Raw genomic sequence first — 13,123 nt, 5'->3', positions numbered from 1 at the left:
GCGAACTGTACCAATTTATGTTCGCCTATTGGGAAAAAACTATAACTATGTAGCGTTTCCTATACATCTCACTCAGGGCGGGGTCGTCACGCTCGCGTCGTCGACGTCGCACCCGCCGTTTGAGGTCGACAAGCCGCGGATGACGTCCAACGAGGTGAGTCTTGGCTACGCGCGCGAGTCGACCTCGAGCCAGTCGATCGAGCGACAGCGCCGCACCGTGGCGGTCACCTCGCACATGGTAAAGACGGGTAGCCGAGGCGAGGCCCGTTCACTCCAGCAGGGACCGGATGTCCTCGGCGGTGACGGCCGCGGAGAACGCGTTCTCGTCGTCGATCACGGACGCGAACAGGGCGGCCTTCTGCTCTTTCAGGGCCATCACCTTCTCCTCGATGGTGCCGGCGGAGACGAGCCGGTAGACCATGACGTTGCGGGTCTGCCCGATCCGATGAGTCCGGTCGATGGCCTGCTCCTCGGCGGCGGGGTTCCACCACGGGTCCAGCAGGAACACGTAGTCCGCCTCGGTGAGGTTCAGGCCGAACCCGCCGGCCTTGAGACTGATCAGGAACACCCCGGCGTCGCCCTGCTTGAAGGAGTCGACCACCTCGCCGCGCTTCGTCGTCGACCCGTCCAGGTAGGCGTACCGGATGCCGGCCTCGTCGAGCCGATCCGCCGCCCGGCCGAGGAACGACGTGAACTGGCTGAACACCAGCGCCCGGTGCCCCTCGGCGAGCACGTCGTCGAGCTTCTCCATCAGCGCGTCCAGCTTGGCCGAGGGCACCCCCTCGTGCTCCTCGTCGACCAGTGCCGCGTCCAGGGACAGCATCCGCAGCAGCGTCAGCGACCGGAAGACGATGAACCGCTGTCGGTCCAGGTCGTCCAGCAGGCCGAGGACCTTCTGCCGCTCCCGCTGCAGCTGCGTCTCGTAGATCCGCCGGTGCGCCTCGTCCAGCTCCACCTCGAGCGTCTGCTCCTGCTTCTCGGGCAGGTCGCGGGCCACCATCTCCTTCGTGCGGCGCATCATCAGCGGCCGCACCCGGGTCCGCAGCCGGTCCAGCATCCGGGTGTCCGCGTTCCGCTCGATCGGCTTGACGTAGTCCTCGGTGAACACGCGGGAGGTGGGGAACAGCCCGGGCGCGGCGATGGCGAACATCGACCACAGCTCCATCAGGTTGTTCTCCATCGGGGTGCCCGTGATGGCCAGCTTGAACGGGGCGGCCAGATCCCGGGCGGCCTGGTGCACACGGGCCGTGCGGTTCTTGACGAACTGCGCCTCGTCCAGGATCAGGCCGGCCCACTCCCGCTTCTGGTAGGCCCGCTCGTCCAGGCGCAGCAGTGCGTAGGAGGTGACGACGACGTCGGCCCCGTCCACGGCCTCCGCGAGGGACCCGGCCGCCTTCCCCTCGGTCCGGGTCAGGGCGCGGACGGTCAGTCCCGGCGTGAAGCGGGCGGCCTCGGCCACCCAGTTGTGCACGACGGAGGTCGGCGCGACGACGAGGAACGGCGCCCGGCGCTCCGTGTCGGTGCCGGCGCCGGCACCGGGGTGCTCTCGGGCGTGGGCGACGAGCGCCAGGGTCTGCAGCGTCTTGCCGAGCCCCATGTCGTCGGCCAGCACGCCGCCGAGGCCGTGCTCGTACAGGAACGTCAGCCAGGTGAAGCCGTCCCGCTGGTACGGGCGCAGGTCCGCGTCCAGGCCGGCCGGCAGGGCGGGGGCCGGCACGGCGTCGACGTCGAGCAGGCCGGCGACGGTCCGGGACCAGGCGGCCGACTCGTGGGTCTCCCACGCCAGCTCCTCCAGCTCCTCCCACAGCCCGGCCTGGAACCGGCTGATCCGTGGGCCGGTCTCCCACTCGCGCAGCTCCCGCGCGTCGTCGATCAGGTCCCGCAACCGGTGGAACTCCGGGCGGTCGATCGAGAAGTAGCTCTTGTCGACCAGCATGACCTTGGTCTTGCCCGCGCTCAGCGCCTCGAAGATCTTCCGGAAGGGGATCTCGTGCCCGGCGATGCGCACCATCAGGCCGAGGTCGAACCAGTCCCGCTCGGTCGAGTCGACCGTGCTGACCACCAGCCGCGGCGTCTCGTCCAGTTCGCGGAAATCCGGCCGGGTGCCGAGGTCGTGCACCTCGACGCCGTCGACGTCGACCAGCCGCGGCAGCGTGTGCTCGACGAACTCCGCGGCGTCGATGTCGTGCAGCGTGCGGTCCGCGACGGTGGCGTCCTTCGCGCCGTCGTCGGTGTCGGCGCCGGGCCCCGCCAGCGCGACGGCGGTCCGGGCCAGGACGGCGTCCTCCGCGTCCCGATCCCGGTGGCCGGGCGCGCCCGGCGAGCGGCGCAGGGGCCGCCGCGAGACGCGGGCACCGTGCGCGTACTCCCAGTGCCAACGGGCCTCGACGGTCGGACCCTCGGCGTACTCGACCTCGAGCACGAGGGTGGGCGGTTGTGGGACGGGCAGCGGCACCGACCCGTCGGTGCTGGTGACGAGGATCCGGTCGGCCAGGGCCGGGTACACGTCGTGGACGAACTCGTCGGCGTCGGCGGCGGGGATCACGAAGCCGCCCGGCTGGGTGAGCAGTTCCTTCTGGGTGGCCCCGAGCCGCTCCTCGAGCGGGGCGAGGAGAATCTCGGCGCTCGCACCCGCGGGGCCGGCCGCTCCCTGCGGGTCGGTGATCTCGCGGCGGACGTAGACGCCGTGGTCGGCGATCGTGCTGACGCCGGTGAGGTCGGAGGTCCGGCCGTCGACGTCGAGCACCGGCACCACCCGGACGTCGCCGTCGCCGGTCTGCGGGTCCTCCGCCGCCTCGACCCGCTCGGCGTCCAGACTGATCCGTGCCCGGCGCCCGATCCGCACGGCGGTGTCCTTCGCGGAGGAGACCAGGGGAATCCCGAGCCGGGTAGCCTCGTCCAGCAGCTGCCACAACAGCGGGTTGGCGAAGTCGTCGAGGTAGAGCCACGAGTCGTTCTGCCCGAAGTAGCCGACCCCGGCCGCCCGGTGCAGGCCGGGGAACTGGGAGAACCAGCGGTGCTGGTCGGCGTCGAAGGTCAGGCCCTGGGTCTGGTAGGCGATGTTGGACCAGGCCAGCTGGTTGCGCACCCACCGGCCCTTCTCGTTGCGGATCACCGGACGGACGCCGAGCTTGTGGTTGGCGCTGCGGCGCTTGATGCCGCGGCTGGCCGCCCAGCGGGAGAAGGTGTCACCGAGTTCGCGGAGCTCGAACTGCAGGCCCAGGGGGGTCGGCGCGGCCTCGCCGTCGTCGGTGTCCTCGCCGGGCAGGAGCGTCTCGACGTGTTCGCGCCAGTCCGGCTCGGTGGTGCGGGCGGCTCGGGCCCGCTCCTTCTCCGTGCGGTGCCGGTCGCGGGCGTGATCGGCGTTGGCCTGCAGGACCGTGGCGGCGACGTGCTTGCAGGCGGCGCCGACGGGGCAGTCGCACGACGTCGACGCGATCCGGTGCCGTCCGTCGCGCAGCGGGGCGAGGGTCAGCCGGGTGCGGTAGGGAACCGGTTCGCCTCCCTGCACCCGACTGCTCAGGCGGCGCGCGTCGGCGTCCCATTCGAGGGAGATGACGGCGCCGTCACGCATGTAGGCCTTGCCGCGGTGCATCGCGGGGCCGCCGACGACGCGCAGCAGATCCTGGGCATCGATCAACGGCACGGTGGGCATCCGCTCATTCTCTCACCGCGCGGCCGCCCGCCGCACACGCCCCTCTCCCGCTGACTGGTCAGTAGATGCCGGAATCGGCGTCGCGGGACGCGGTATTCCGACAACTACTGACCAGTCACGGGATGCGGAGGCCGGGGGTGGCCTTGTGCGCGGCGGGCCAGCACACTGGAGGCATGACGGAGCGCAGACCTGTCCTGACCGAGGCGGAACTGGCCGCGGAGGACTATCACGAGAAGCCCCGCCCCGGCGGTCCGGAGGGACCGCTGGTGCCGGCCCCGGAGGAGTTGCTCGATCCTGAAACGACGGGGGAGCGGTCGGGCGGGTCGTCGGACGCCCCGACGGCGACGCCGGTGGAGGGCGACGCCACCGCGGCGGTCGCCGATGCGGCGGGCCCGGGCGCGGCCGCGCAGACCGACGCCGACGCCGGGGAGGCGGACCTCCCGCCCGGCGACGACGTCGTGCCGGGCGAGGACCGCTGACGTCGGTCCAGGCACCCCGGCGCCGAGGTGAGTGATCAGGCCGAACCGCTGATCAGGCGGTGCTGTCCTCGGGCTCCGGACCCCAGGACCGGTCCCGCGCCTGCGGGCTGACCCGGCCGCCGTAGGTCGGATCCCACGCCAGGCCGTCCGCTTCCGCGTTGAGCTGGTAGGCGACCTTGCCGTCGAGCGCCTCACGGATCAGGTCCGCGTGCCCGGCGTGCCGGGCGACCTCGGTGGCGACGTGGATGAACACCCAGCGCGCGGTCCAGAACTCGACGTCCTCGGGGAACCACGGGGCGTCCGGGACGGGCACCGCCACGTCCAGGGGCACCGACTCGACGACGGGCCGCACCCGCGCCGCGACCTCGTCGTACGCCGCGAGCAGGTCGGCCAGGGACGCGCCCGGCGGCACCTCCGCCCCGGCGTACCAGGACCCCGCCAGCACCGCCGGCCGGCCCTGCCCCAGTCGCGCGGCCCCGGCGGGCTCCGGTGCCACCTGGGCACGCACCAGCCAGGTGTGCGTCGCGAGGGTGACGTGGGCGATCAGCCCGGCGATCGACAGGGTGCTCGGGGGGACGGTGCGCCGGGCCTGCTCGTCGGTCAGGCCACCCGCGGTCAGACGCAGCTGGTGCAGCTGCTGCTCGATGAAGGTGGCGTGGGCGTCCGGCTCGGATCCGACGGGGGCGGTGAGGAAGGCCATCAGGACTCCAGGGTGGGAGGGGCTCCTGTCAGCATGCCACCGGCGGGCGGGACGGTCGAGATCGGGAACGGGGCAGGCCCGGCCGGGCACGCGGGGTGCGTGACCGGCCGGGCCCCCGGGCATCAGTCCTGCCCGCGCCGACGCCCGGAGAGGACCATCCACCACCCGAAGCCGGCCAGCAGCAGCACGCCGACCACGATCACGACGACGGGCAGCGGGTTGCTGTCGGAGGTCCCGGCAGGCGCGGGGGCCGACGACCCGGTGGAGGACGGCGTCGCCGCCGATGACGCCCCCGCCGCCGACGTCGTCGGCCCGGCCGAGCTCGCCGCCGTGGCGGTGAAGGTGAACGTCCCCTCGATCGGGTGCGAGTCGGAGGAGACGATGCGCCAGTCGACGGTGTACCTGCCGGCCGGGGCGCCGGGCTTGATCGCCTGGGCGGCGGTCGTGTCGGTGATCCGCACCGAGCCGTCGGCCTGGTCGTCGCCGGCCGGGTCGAGCACCTTCACCTGCGCGCCCAGGGCGATGGGCGTCTCGTTGAACCGCAGGGTGATGGTCTCCGGGACGGTCGACACGGTGGCGCCGTCACCCGGGGTGGTCCCGGTCAGCTGGTCGTGCGCCTGGGCGGCCGGGGCGCCGAGGCCGAGACCGGCGAGGGTGAGCACCAGGGCGAGGGCAACCGCACGCCGCCGGCTCATCGCCCGGCCTCCTGCCGCGCCGACCGCGGTTCCGTCCCGCGGTCACGGGCGGCCGGGGTCCCGATGGCACCGCGCCGGGTCAGTAGGGCGACGACGAGCGCGGCGGCCCCGAACACGAACCCGGCGGCGCCGAGGCCGAGGCCCCAGCCTGCGGCCGGCGAGCCGCCGGTGGTCGTCGCCGCGGGGTGGGCGTCGGCCGCACCGGCGCCGGACGCCGCCGCGTCATGGTGGTCGGAGGACGCCGCCGTCGTCGTGAACGTCGGGGCGGGGTGCTCCGGTTCCGTGTCGCCCTGCGCCCGCTGGTCCCACCGCACGACACGGCCGTCGGTGTAGGTCTGGGTGGCGGGCAGGGTGACGGCGATTCCCTCCGCCGGCAGCTTCCCGACGGCGAGGGAGAAGGACTGGTATTCGTGCTGCCCGATGCGGTGGGCGGCGTCGTCAGCGGTCCAGACGACGGAGGTGACCGCCCTGGTCACGGTCGTCCCGTCGACGTCGACCGGTGCGGGCAGCGTGGTCGTGGTCAGCTTCGCGGTCCAGCCCTCGACCGGCCGGACGGAGACGGACGTGAAGGGCGTCCCCGTCGGCAGGTCGACCTGGACCTTCGTGGTCTGGGCGGTGGCCGACTCGGTCGGAACGTTGAAGGCGAGCTTGGCGTAGCCACCGGCGGACGTCGTGTCCGGCACGACGGTGACGTGGGCGCTCGCGGCGCCGGCTCCGAGCAGGAGCGCGGTGGCGGTGGCGGTCAGGGTGGCCGTACCCGTGAGGGCGCGGCGAAGGGCGGATGTCATGGGAATCCTCGTCGATGAGTGCGCGGAAGCGCGGGGGGTCGCCCGGTCGCGACCGGGACGCGACAGCACGTCACCGGGACGGTGACGAGCCGGGGCGAGCGCCGGACGATCGGCGGGCGACGAGGGGAGAGGTCAGCGGGCGGGAGCTGGCGGCGGGCCGCGTCGACGGGGCAACCGGAGCGCGGTCCGGGCCGGGGGTGCCGGGGTGGCGGTGCCCGAGACGGACCGCGGTGGGACCGGCAAGCGGGTCGGCGCCGGCAGATGCAGCAGCGGGCGCAGCCAGCCCAGCAGCGTGAGCAGGGCGGCCTCGCCGCGGGCGAGGACCACGGCGACGCCGAGGGTCGCGAGGGCGTGCAGGACCAGCATCGGGACGGAGGGGGAGGCCGAGACCGCGCTCGCGGCGGCGCCGGGGGCCAGCGGTGGGGCGGCCTCGCCGCCGTGGTGACCGTGACCGATGAGGAAACTCGTGGTCGGCGTGGTGCCCGGGAGGGAGAGCCGGGTGAAGACCAGGTGCAGCACCGCCTGCCCGGCGACGAGCAGGCATCCGAGGACGCCGGTGGTCAGCTTCCGGCCGGCGAGCAGCATCGTCGGGACCAGCGCGACCACGGTGACGGCGACCAGGATCGGCACCGGTGGCAGCGGACCGCCGGCCGTCGTGTGCGCCCCCAGCCCCAGGGCCACCATGGCCGTCGTGACCGCGGCGGCGCGAGGCAGGCGCAGTCGAGTGGGTGTCACGCCGTCCTCCCTCGTTCCTGACCGGTGGGGTGCCCTCCGCCACGATGCCCACCGTCCGGCAGCGTGGCTCGGGGGCATCTGCTGGGCACCACTGTAGGCGCCGACACCGACCGGCCGGGCGGCCCGGTCCTGCGGGGGCGCTGGCTAGGGTGGGCGTGAACGGCGTCCACCGGGACGACGGCGCGGGAGGTGCGGGCATGGTGCGAGCGAGCCGGCGACGGCGGGTGACCCGGTTGCGGGTCGGCGACGACGGGGCCGTCGAGGTCAACGCGCGGGCGGACACGATCGCCGGCGAGGAGCCGCTCGAACTGCGCCTGAACGGCCGGCCCTTCACCGTCACCATGCGCACCCCCGGTGACGACTTCGACCTCGCCGCCGGTTTCCTCGTCTCGGAGGGCGTCGTCAGCAGCATGGACCACATCGCGGGGCTCCGTTACGGTCCCGGCGTCCACGCCGACGGGCGGGCCAGCTACAACATCGTCGAGGTGACCCTCGCGCCCGGGGTGGCGCCGCCCGACACCAGCGCCGAACGGCACGTGTACACCTCGTCCTCGTGCGGGATCTGCGGGACGGCGTCCATCGAGGCGGTGACGAAGACCAGCGCCTTCGACGTCGCACGTGACGGTCTGCGAATGACCGCGGCGCAGCTGCTGGCCCTGCCGGAGGCGCTGCGCGCGGAGCAGTCGCTGTTCTCCAGCACCGGCGGGGTGCACGCCGCCGGCCTCTTCGCGCTCGACGCCGACGGGCCCCGGCTGCTGTGCCTGCGGGAGGACGTCGGCCGGCACAACGCCGTCGACAAGGTGGTCGGCTGGGCGCTGCGCACGAACCTGGTCCCGGCCCGCAACACCGTGCTGCAGGTGTCCGGCCGCGCGTCCTTCGAGCTGGTGCAGAAGGCGCACCTGGCCGGCATCCCGGCGCTCGCCGCCGTCTCGGCGCCGTCCTCGCTCGCGGTGGAGCTCGCCGACCAGGCGGGCATCACGCTCGCCGGGTTCAGCCGGGGCCGGTCCGTCAATCTCTACACGCGGGCCGACCGGGTCCGCACGGACTGAGCCGGCTCAGCGGAACAGGTCGGCCGCCCGGGAGAGCGTGTTGACGATGCCGTAGAGCAGGGGGACGGCGACCAGGGTCCAGCCGATGATCAGTCGAGCGCGCATGTCAGGCCTCCTCGGCGGCGGTGCGGGTGGTGGTCGCGGTGGCCGGCCCGGCGTCCGCTGCCGCGACGGCCGAGGCGCCCTCCCGCCCGGTCCGGGTGCCGGTCGCCGTTCCGGCGCCCCGGCGGGGCTCGTGGTAGCGCGGGTCGACCGAGCGGACGAGCAGGTTGGCGACGAATCCGACGACGAGGAGCCCGACCATGACGAACAGCGCCGGCTGGTAGGCGCCGGCGTCGAGCGTGCCCGGCTTGCCGCGGGCGTCCAGGACGCCGTTGACGATCAGCGGGCCGGCCACGCCCGCCGCGGACCACGCGGTCAGCAGCCGGCCGTGGATCGCGCCGACCTGGAACGTGCCGAACAGGTCGCGCAGGTACGCCGGGGCGGTCGCGAAACCACCGCCGTAGAAGGACAGGATCACGAAGGCCAGCAGCACGAACAGCAGGGTCGCGGCGGACCCGACCGTCGCCAGCACCACGTAGAGCACGGCACCGACGCCGAGGTAGACGAGATAGATCCGCTTGCGCCCGATGTAGTCCGAGGTGGTGGACCAGACGAACCGGCCGGCCATGTTGCCGATGGAGAGCAGACCCACGAAGCCGCCCGCGACGGCGGCGGAGACGAGGGAGTGCCCGTCCGGCTGCCGGAAGAAGTCCTGGATCATCGGCGCCGCCTGCTCGAGGATGCCGATGCCGGCAGTGACGTTGCAGAACAGCACGATCCACAGCAGCCAGAACGGCCGGGTGCGGATGGCGTTGTTCGCCGAGACGTGGGCGTCCGTCACCAGTGCCTTGGCCTTGACGGTCGCCGGGTCGAACCCGGCCGGGCGCCACCCGTCGGCGGGCACCCGGATGGTGAAGGCGCCGAACAGCATGTACGCCAGGTGCAGCACGGCGAAGGTGAGGAAGAGCTTGCCCACGGCGTCACCACTCGGGGTGCCGGAACCGGACGCCGGGTCGTACAGCTTCAGCAGCGCCGTGGAGAGCGGGCTGGCGATCAGCGCGCCGCCGCCGAAGCCCATGATGGCCATGCCCGTCGCCAGGCCGGGCCGGTCCGGGAACCACTTGATCAGGGTGGACACGGGGGAGATGTAGCCGATGCCCAGCCCGATGCCGCCGATCACCCCGTAGCCGAGGTAGAGCAGCCACAGTTGACCGGTGAAGATGCCGAGGGAGCCGACGAGGAAGCCGGTGACCCAGCACGCCGCCGAGGCGACCATGGCCTTGCGCGGCCCGTTGGTGTCCACCCAGGTGCCGAAGATGGCGGCCGAGAGGCCGAGCATGACGATGGCGACCGAGAAGATCACGCCGATCGCGGTCTGGCTGGTGCCGAAGTGCTCGACGAGCGCGGTCTTGTACACGCTCGTCGCGTACACCTGGCCGATGCACAGGTGGACGGCGAGGGCGGCCGGCGGGATGAGCCAGCGGTTGAAGCCGGGTCCGGCGATCGTGCGGGAGCGGTCGAGCACGCCCAGAGGACTCACAGCATCTCCGTTTCTGCCGCTCGCGGGGATGGGCGCGAACGATGGTCGGTGCGACGGGCCCGACGATCCGTGCGTCGGCCGGCCCGATGCGCCATTGTGTCCCAGCCCACAGGTGGATGCAATCACATCCGTCCGTGTCCCGGACTATCAGTAGACTGCTCGAATGTCGAGAGAGTTGACCGGCCCGACGGTGACACCGGGGTCTGACCTGCGCCTGCGCGCCGGCATCGGGCCGGGACGACCCGCCGGCAGGGCGGCCGCCCTGATCGCCGACGCGTTCGCGGCCGGAACCGGGATCGGGACCGCCGGGGCGCTGGAGCTCGCGCGTCGGCTCGGTACGGAGCTGCCCGGCCCGGGAAGGGGCAGGACGGCCGAGTTGTGGGAGGCGCTCGCCGAGGTCGCCGCCCGCGACCTCGGGGCCGCCCGCACCGTCGAGCCCCATCTGGACGCCCTCGCCATCCTCGACCAGCTGCCGGACGCCGACCGGGACCGGGTGGCGGCCGTCGGCGCCGGCCCCGACAGCACGTGGGGGGTGTTCGCCGCCGAGGGGCAGGGCCTCCGGCTCGAGGCCCACGGTGCCCGCGGCGGGCCGACCCAGCTGCTGACCGGCGGCAAGCCGTGGTGCTCGCTGGCCGGCAGCCTCACGCACGCCGTCGTCACGGCGCACCCGGCCACGGCCGGTGTGCCGGCGGACGGGCAGGCGACCGGCGACGCGCGCCGGGCCTTCGCCGTCGACCTGCGCCACCCGGGCGTCACCGTCGCCGACGCCGCGTGGGTCGGCCTCGGCCTGCCGACGGTGCCGAGCGGCCCGGTCGAGTTCGCCTCCGTCCCCGCCGTCCCGGTCGGCGAACCCGGCTGGTACCTGCGCAGGCCCGGATTCGCGTGGGGCGGCATCGGCGTCGCGGCCTGCTGGTACGGCGGCGCCGTCGGGGTGGCCCGGTTGCTCGCGACCCAGGCACGCCGACGCGGCGACGGCCTCGACCAGATCGGCCTGATGCTGCTCGGCCAGGTGGACGTCGCCCTCGTCGCCGCCCGCACCGCCCTCGCCGACGCCGCCGAGCGGGTGGACGCCGGCGGGGCGACCGGATCGGCGGGAGCGCTCCTCGCCCTGCGGGTCCGCGCCGTCGTCGCCGACGCCGCCGAGACGGTGCTGCGCGCCGTCGGCCACGGCACCGGCCCGGCGCCCCTGGCCTTCGACGCCGAGCACGCACACCGGGTCGCCGACCTGCAGCTCTACCTGCGGCAGGAGCACGCCGAGCGGGACCGCGCGGCGCTCGGACGCTCGCTGCTGACCCGGCTCGCCGACGACGAGGAGCTGCCCTGGTGACCGCCCGCTTCACGCACACCGACGCCGGGCGCAGCGAGGCGTCGTGGTCGTCCTCCCCGCTGGCCGGGCTGCCCGCGGCGGAGCTCACCGACCGGGACGGAGTGCCCCTGCGCCGGCTGGTCGTGCTCGCCGCCCACCCCGACGACGAGACGCTCGGCGCCGGGGGACTGATCGCGCGCGCCGGCGCGCTCGGGGCTGCCGTCACCGTCGTCGTCGCCACCCAGGGCGAGGCCTCCCACCCGGACTCCCCGACGCACACCCCGGACCGGCTCGCCGCGCTGCGCCGGGAGGAGATCCGGGCCGCCGCGGCCCGGCTGCACACGGCTGTCGACGTCGTGCTGCTGGAGCTGCCCGACGGCCGGCTCGCCGCGCACGAGGACGCCGTCGTCGCGGACCTGCGCAGCCGGCTGACGGAGCCGGGCACCGTCCTGGCCGCGCCGTGGCATCTGGACGGGCACACCGACCACGACGCCGCCGGCCGGGCCGCCGCCACGGCCGTGACCGGGACCGCCGCGCGACTGCTCGAGTACCCGATTTGGGCGTGGCTGTGGGCCGACGACGCCGACGTTCCCTGGGACGGTGCCGTCCGGCTGGACCTGACCCCCACCGAACGGGACGCCAAGGCCGCCGCACTCGCCGAGCACACCAGCCAGGTGGCCCCGCTGTCCCCGGCGCCGGGCGACGAGCCGATCCTGCTGCCGGACATGGTGGGGCGGTTCGCGCGGCCCTTCGAGACCTTCCTCGACGCGGAGCGGTTCGCCGGCATCTTCGAGCGGCTCCACGCCGGCGGCGCTGACCCCTGGGGTTTCCGGGATCGCTGGTACGAGCGGCGCAAGCGGGCCCTCACCGTCGCCGCCCTGCCGCGCGAACGCTTCCGCCGGGGACTGGAGGTCGGGTGTTCGATCGGCGTCCTGACGGCCGAGCTGGCGCCGCGCTGCGCGACACTGGTCGCCACCGACGTCAGCCCCGCCGCGCTCGCCGGGGCGGCGCAGACCCTGGCCGACGCCGGTGTCGCCGATGTCGTGGAGCTGCGCCGGCTGCGGTTGCCGGCGCAGTGGCCCGAGGGCGTGTTCGACCTGGTGGTCGTCTCCGAGGTGGGCTACTACCTCACCGCCGCCGGCCTGGACCTGCTGGCCGACCGGATCCTCGCCGGCCTGACCGACGACGGCGTCGTCCTGCTGTGCCACTGGCGCCATCCGATGACCGGGTGGGCGCTCGACGGCGACGCGGTGCACGAGCGACTGCGCGGCCGGCTCGGCCTGCCCGTGCTCGTCCGGCACGTCGAGGAGGACCTGCTGATCGAGGTGCTCGTGCGACCGGGCGTCGGTTCCGTGGCGCGGGAGTCGGGACTGGTGTGAGCGACGTCGAACCCGTCCGCGGCCGACCCGAGCCGCTGCGCGCCGTGCACGTGGTCGTCCCGGCCCGCAACGAGGAGGCGCTGCTGCCCGGTGCCCTCGCCGCGCTCCGCGCCGCCGTCGACCATCTCACCCGCACCCGTCCGGGCGTGCGAGCCGACGTCACGGTCGTGCTCGATGCGTGCACGGACGCCACCCCCGACCTCGTCGCCGCCGCGGGCTGGGTGCACGCCCATCACGTCACCTCGGGCACGGTCGGAGCCGCGCGTTCGGCCGGGGTCGACGCCGCGGAGGCGGTCGACGTGCCGGACCGGGTCTGGGTGGCCAGCACCGACGCGGACAGCCGCGTGCCCGTCGACTGGCTCAGCGTGCAGGTGGACCTGGCCGACGGCGGCGCCGACCTCGTCCTGGGCACCGTCGAGCCGGATCCCACCGACACGTCCGCCGCCCAGCTGGCCGCCTGGCACCGGCGGCACCGCCTCGCCGATGGTCACGCGTACGTCCACGGCGCGAACCTCGGCATCCGGCTCTCGGCCTACCGGGCCGCGGGCGGATTCGGAGCGGTCGCCGCCCACGAGGACGTCCGGCTGGCGCACCGGGCGCGCGTGGCCGGCGCTGTCGTCGTCGCCACCGACCGCATCCGCGTCACCACGTCGGGCCGCGCGACCGGCCGGGCACCCGCCGGGTTCGCGGGCTACGTCAGATCCCTGGCGCCGCGTCTGAACGCCGGCACCACCCCCGGCGTTCACCCCGGGTGA

At 74.2% G+C, this 13,123-nt stretch carries 12 protein-coding genes; 5 read left to right on the top strand and 7 right to left on the bottom strand.

Annotation, left to right across the window (positions count from 1 at the left end; all coding sequences use genetic code 11):
• Nucleotides 1–268: 268 nt before the first annotated feature.
• A complete protein-coding gene (locus tag IEX22_RS00260; RefSeq protein ID WP_188664582.1) occupies nt 269–3,655 on the bottom strand; it encodes a DEAD/DEAH box helicase in 3,387 nt (1,128 codons plus the stop codon).
• A gap of 173 nt (nt 3,656–3,828) precedes the next feature.
• On the opposite strand from IEX22_RS00260, the gene IEX22_RS00255 reads away from it, so the two are divergent.
• A complete protein-coding gene (locus IEX22_RS00255) occupies nt 3,829–4,134 on the top strand; it encodes a hypothetical protein (RefSeq protein WP_188664578.1) in 306 nt (101 codons plus the stop codon).
• 52 nt (nt 4,135–4,186) lie between these two features.
• Here the strand turns inward: IEX22_RS00255 and IEX22_RS00250 are convergent, their stop codons facing one another.
• The 4 genes from IEX22_RS00250 to IEX22_RS00235 all read right to left on the bottom strand — a co-directional run bounded on the left by IEX22_RS00250 (nt 4,187) and on the right by IEX22_RS00235 (nt 7,052).
• On the bottom strand, nt 4,187–4,834 hold the full coding sequence (locus IEX22_RS00250) for a DinB family protein (RefSeq protein ID WP_188664575.1): 648 nt from the start codon (nt 4,832–4,834) through the stop codon (nt 4,187–4,189).
• A 122-nt stretch (nt 4,835–4,956) separates the two neighbouring features.
• Nucleotides 4,957–5,529 carry a copper resistance CopC family protein gene (locus IEX22_RS00245; RefSeq protein ID WP_188664572.1) on the bottom strand — a complete coding sequence of 191 codons (573 nt, stop codon included), beginning with the start codon at nt 5,527–5,529 and terminating at the stop codon, nt 4,957–4,959.
• Nucleotides 5,526–6,317 carry a YcnI family copper-binding membrane protein gene (locus IEX22_RS00240; protein WP_188664569.1) on the bottom strand — a complete coding sequence of 264 codons (792 nt, stop codon included), beginning with the start codon at nt 6,315–6,317 and terminating at the stop codon, nt 5,526–5,528. The genes IEX22_RS00245 and IEX22_RS00240 overlap by 4 nt, the downstream gene beginning before the upstream one ends.
• Nucleotides 6,318–6,449: 132 nt before the next feature.
• Complete coding sequence (locus tag IEX22_RS00235) at nt 6,450–7,052, bottom strand: hypothetical protein (RefSeq protein WP_188664566.1); 603 nt, start codon at nt 7,050–7,052, stop codon at nt 6,450–6,452.
• Between the two features lie 197 nt (nt 7,053–7,249).
• Between IEX22_RS00235 and fdhD the strand changes: the two genes are divergently transcribed.
• Nucleotides 7,250–8,101 (top strand): formate dehydrogenase accessory sulfurtransferase FdhD, encoded by an 852-nt coding sequence (fdhD, locus tag IEX22_RS00230; protein ID WP_188664563.1) that lies wholly within the window; start codon nt 7,250–7,252, stop codon nt 8,099–8,101.
• A gap of 6 nt (nt 8,102–8,107) precedes the next feature.
• Here the strand turns inward: fdhD and IEX22_RS16520 are convergent, their stop codons facing one another.
• Nucleotides 8,108–8,206: an MFS transporter small subunit gene (locus tag IEX22_RS16520; RefSeq protein WP_188664560.1), complete on the bottom strand. Its 99-nt coding sequence runs from the start codon at nt 8,204–8,206 to the stop codon at nt 8,108–8,110.
• Between the two features lies 1 nt (nt 8,207).
• The gene (locus tag IEX22_RS00220; RefSeq protein ID WP_188666004.1) at nt 8,208–9,674 is read right to left on the bottom strand and encodes an OFA family MFS transporter; all 1,467 of its coding nucleotides are present in this window, start codon (nt 9,672–9,674) and stop codon (nt 8,208–8,210) included.
• Nucleotides 9,675–9,846: 172 nt separating this feature from the next.
• Here IEX22_RS00220 and IEX22_RS00215 point away from each other — a divergent pair, with 172 nt between their 5' ends.
• Genes IEX22_RS00215 through IEX22_RS00205 form a run of 3 tightly spaced genes read left to right on the top strand, consistent with a single transcriptional unit; the run spans nt 9,847 to nt 13,123 of the window.
• Entirely contained in the window at nt 9,847–11,010 is a 1,164-nt protein-coding gene (locus IEX22_RS00215; protein ID WP_229659654.1) for an acyl-CoA dehydrogenase family protein, read from the top strand.
• Nucleotides 11,007–12,368: a bifunctional PIG-L family deacetylase/class I SAM-dependent methyltransferase gene (locus IEX22_RS00210; protein ID WP_229659653.1), complete on the top strand. Its 1,362-nt coding sequence runs from the start codon at nt 11,007–11,009 to the stop codon at nt 12,366–12,368. Before IEX22_RS00215 ends, IEX22_RS00210 begins: the two co-directional genes overlap by 4 nt.
• Nucleotides 12,365–13,123: a glycosyltransferase family 2 protein gene (locus IEX22_RS00205; protein ID WP_229659652.1), complete on the top strand. Its 759-nt coding sequence runs from the start codon at nt 12,365–12,367 to the stop codon at nt 13,121–13,123. The genes IEX22_RS00210 and IEX22_RS00205 overlap by 4 nt, the downstream gene beginning before the upstream one ends.

The organism is Tersicoccus solisilvae (genome assembly GCF_014643255.1).
Lineage (GTDB): Bacteria > Actinomycetota > Actinomycetes > Actinomycetales > Micrococcaceae > Tersicoccus > Tersicoccus solisilvae.
The sequence above is the reverse complement of the archived record's forward strand: the minus strand, read 5'-3'. Positions and strand labels throughout refer to the sequence as shown.

Bases quoted from the DNA above. Each gene is read 5' to 3' on its own strand.
- IEX22_RS16520 (WP_188664560.1), bottom strand. From the start codon at position 8,206: ATGCGCGCTCGACTGATCATCGGCTGGACCCTGGTCGCCGTCCCCCTG.
- IEX22_RS00240 (WP_188664569.1), bottom strand. From the start codon at position 6,317: ATGACATCCGCCCTTCGCCGCGCCCTCACGGGTACGGCCACCCTGACC.
- IEX22_RS00215 (WP_229659654.1), top strand. From the start codon at position 9,847: ATGTCGAGAGAGTTGACCGGCCCGACGGTGACACCGGGGTCTGACCTG.
- fdhD (WP_188664563.1), top strand. From the start codon at position 7,250: ATGGTGCGAGCGAGCCGGCGACGGCGGGTGACCCGGTTGCGGGTCGGC.
- IEX22_RS00260 (WP_188664582.1), bottom strand. From the start codon at position 3,655: ATGCCCACCGTGCCGTTGATCGATGCCCAGGATCTGCTGCGCGTCGTC.
- IEX22_RS00250 (WP_188664575.1), bottom strand. From the start codon at position 4,834: ATGGCCTTCCTCACCGCCCCCGTCGGATCCGAGCCGGACGCCCACGCC.
- IEX22_RS00255 (WP_188664578.1), top strand. From the start codon at position 3,829: ATGACGGAGCGCAGACCTGTCCTGACCGAGGCGGAACTGGCCGCGGAG.
- IEX22_RS00245 (WP_188664572.1), bottom strand. From the start codon at position 5,529: ATGAGCCGGCGGCGTGCGGTTGCCCTCGCCCTGGTGCTCACCCTCGCC.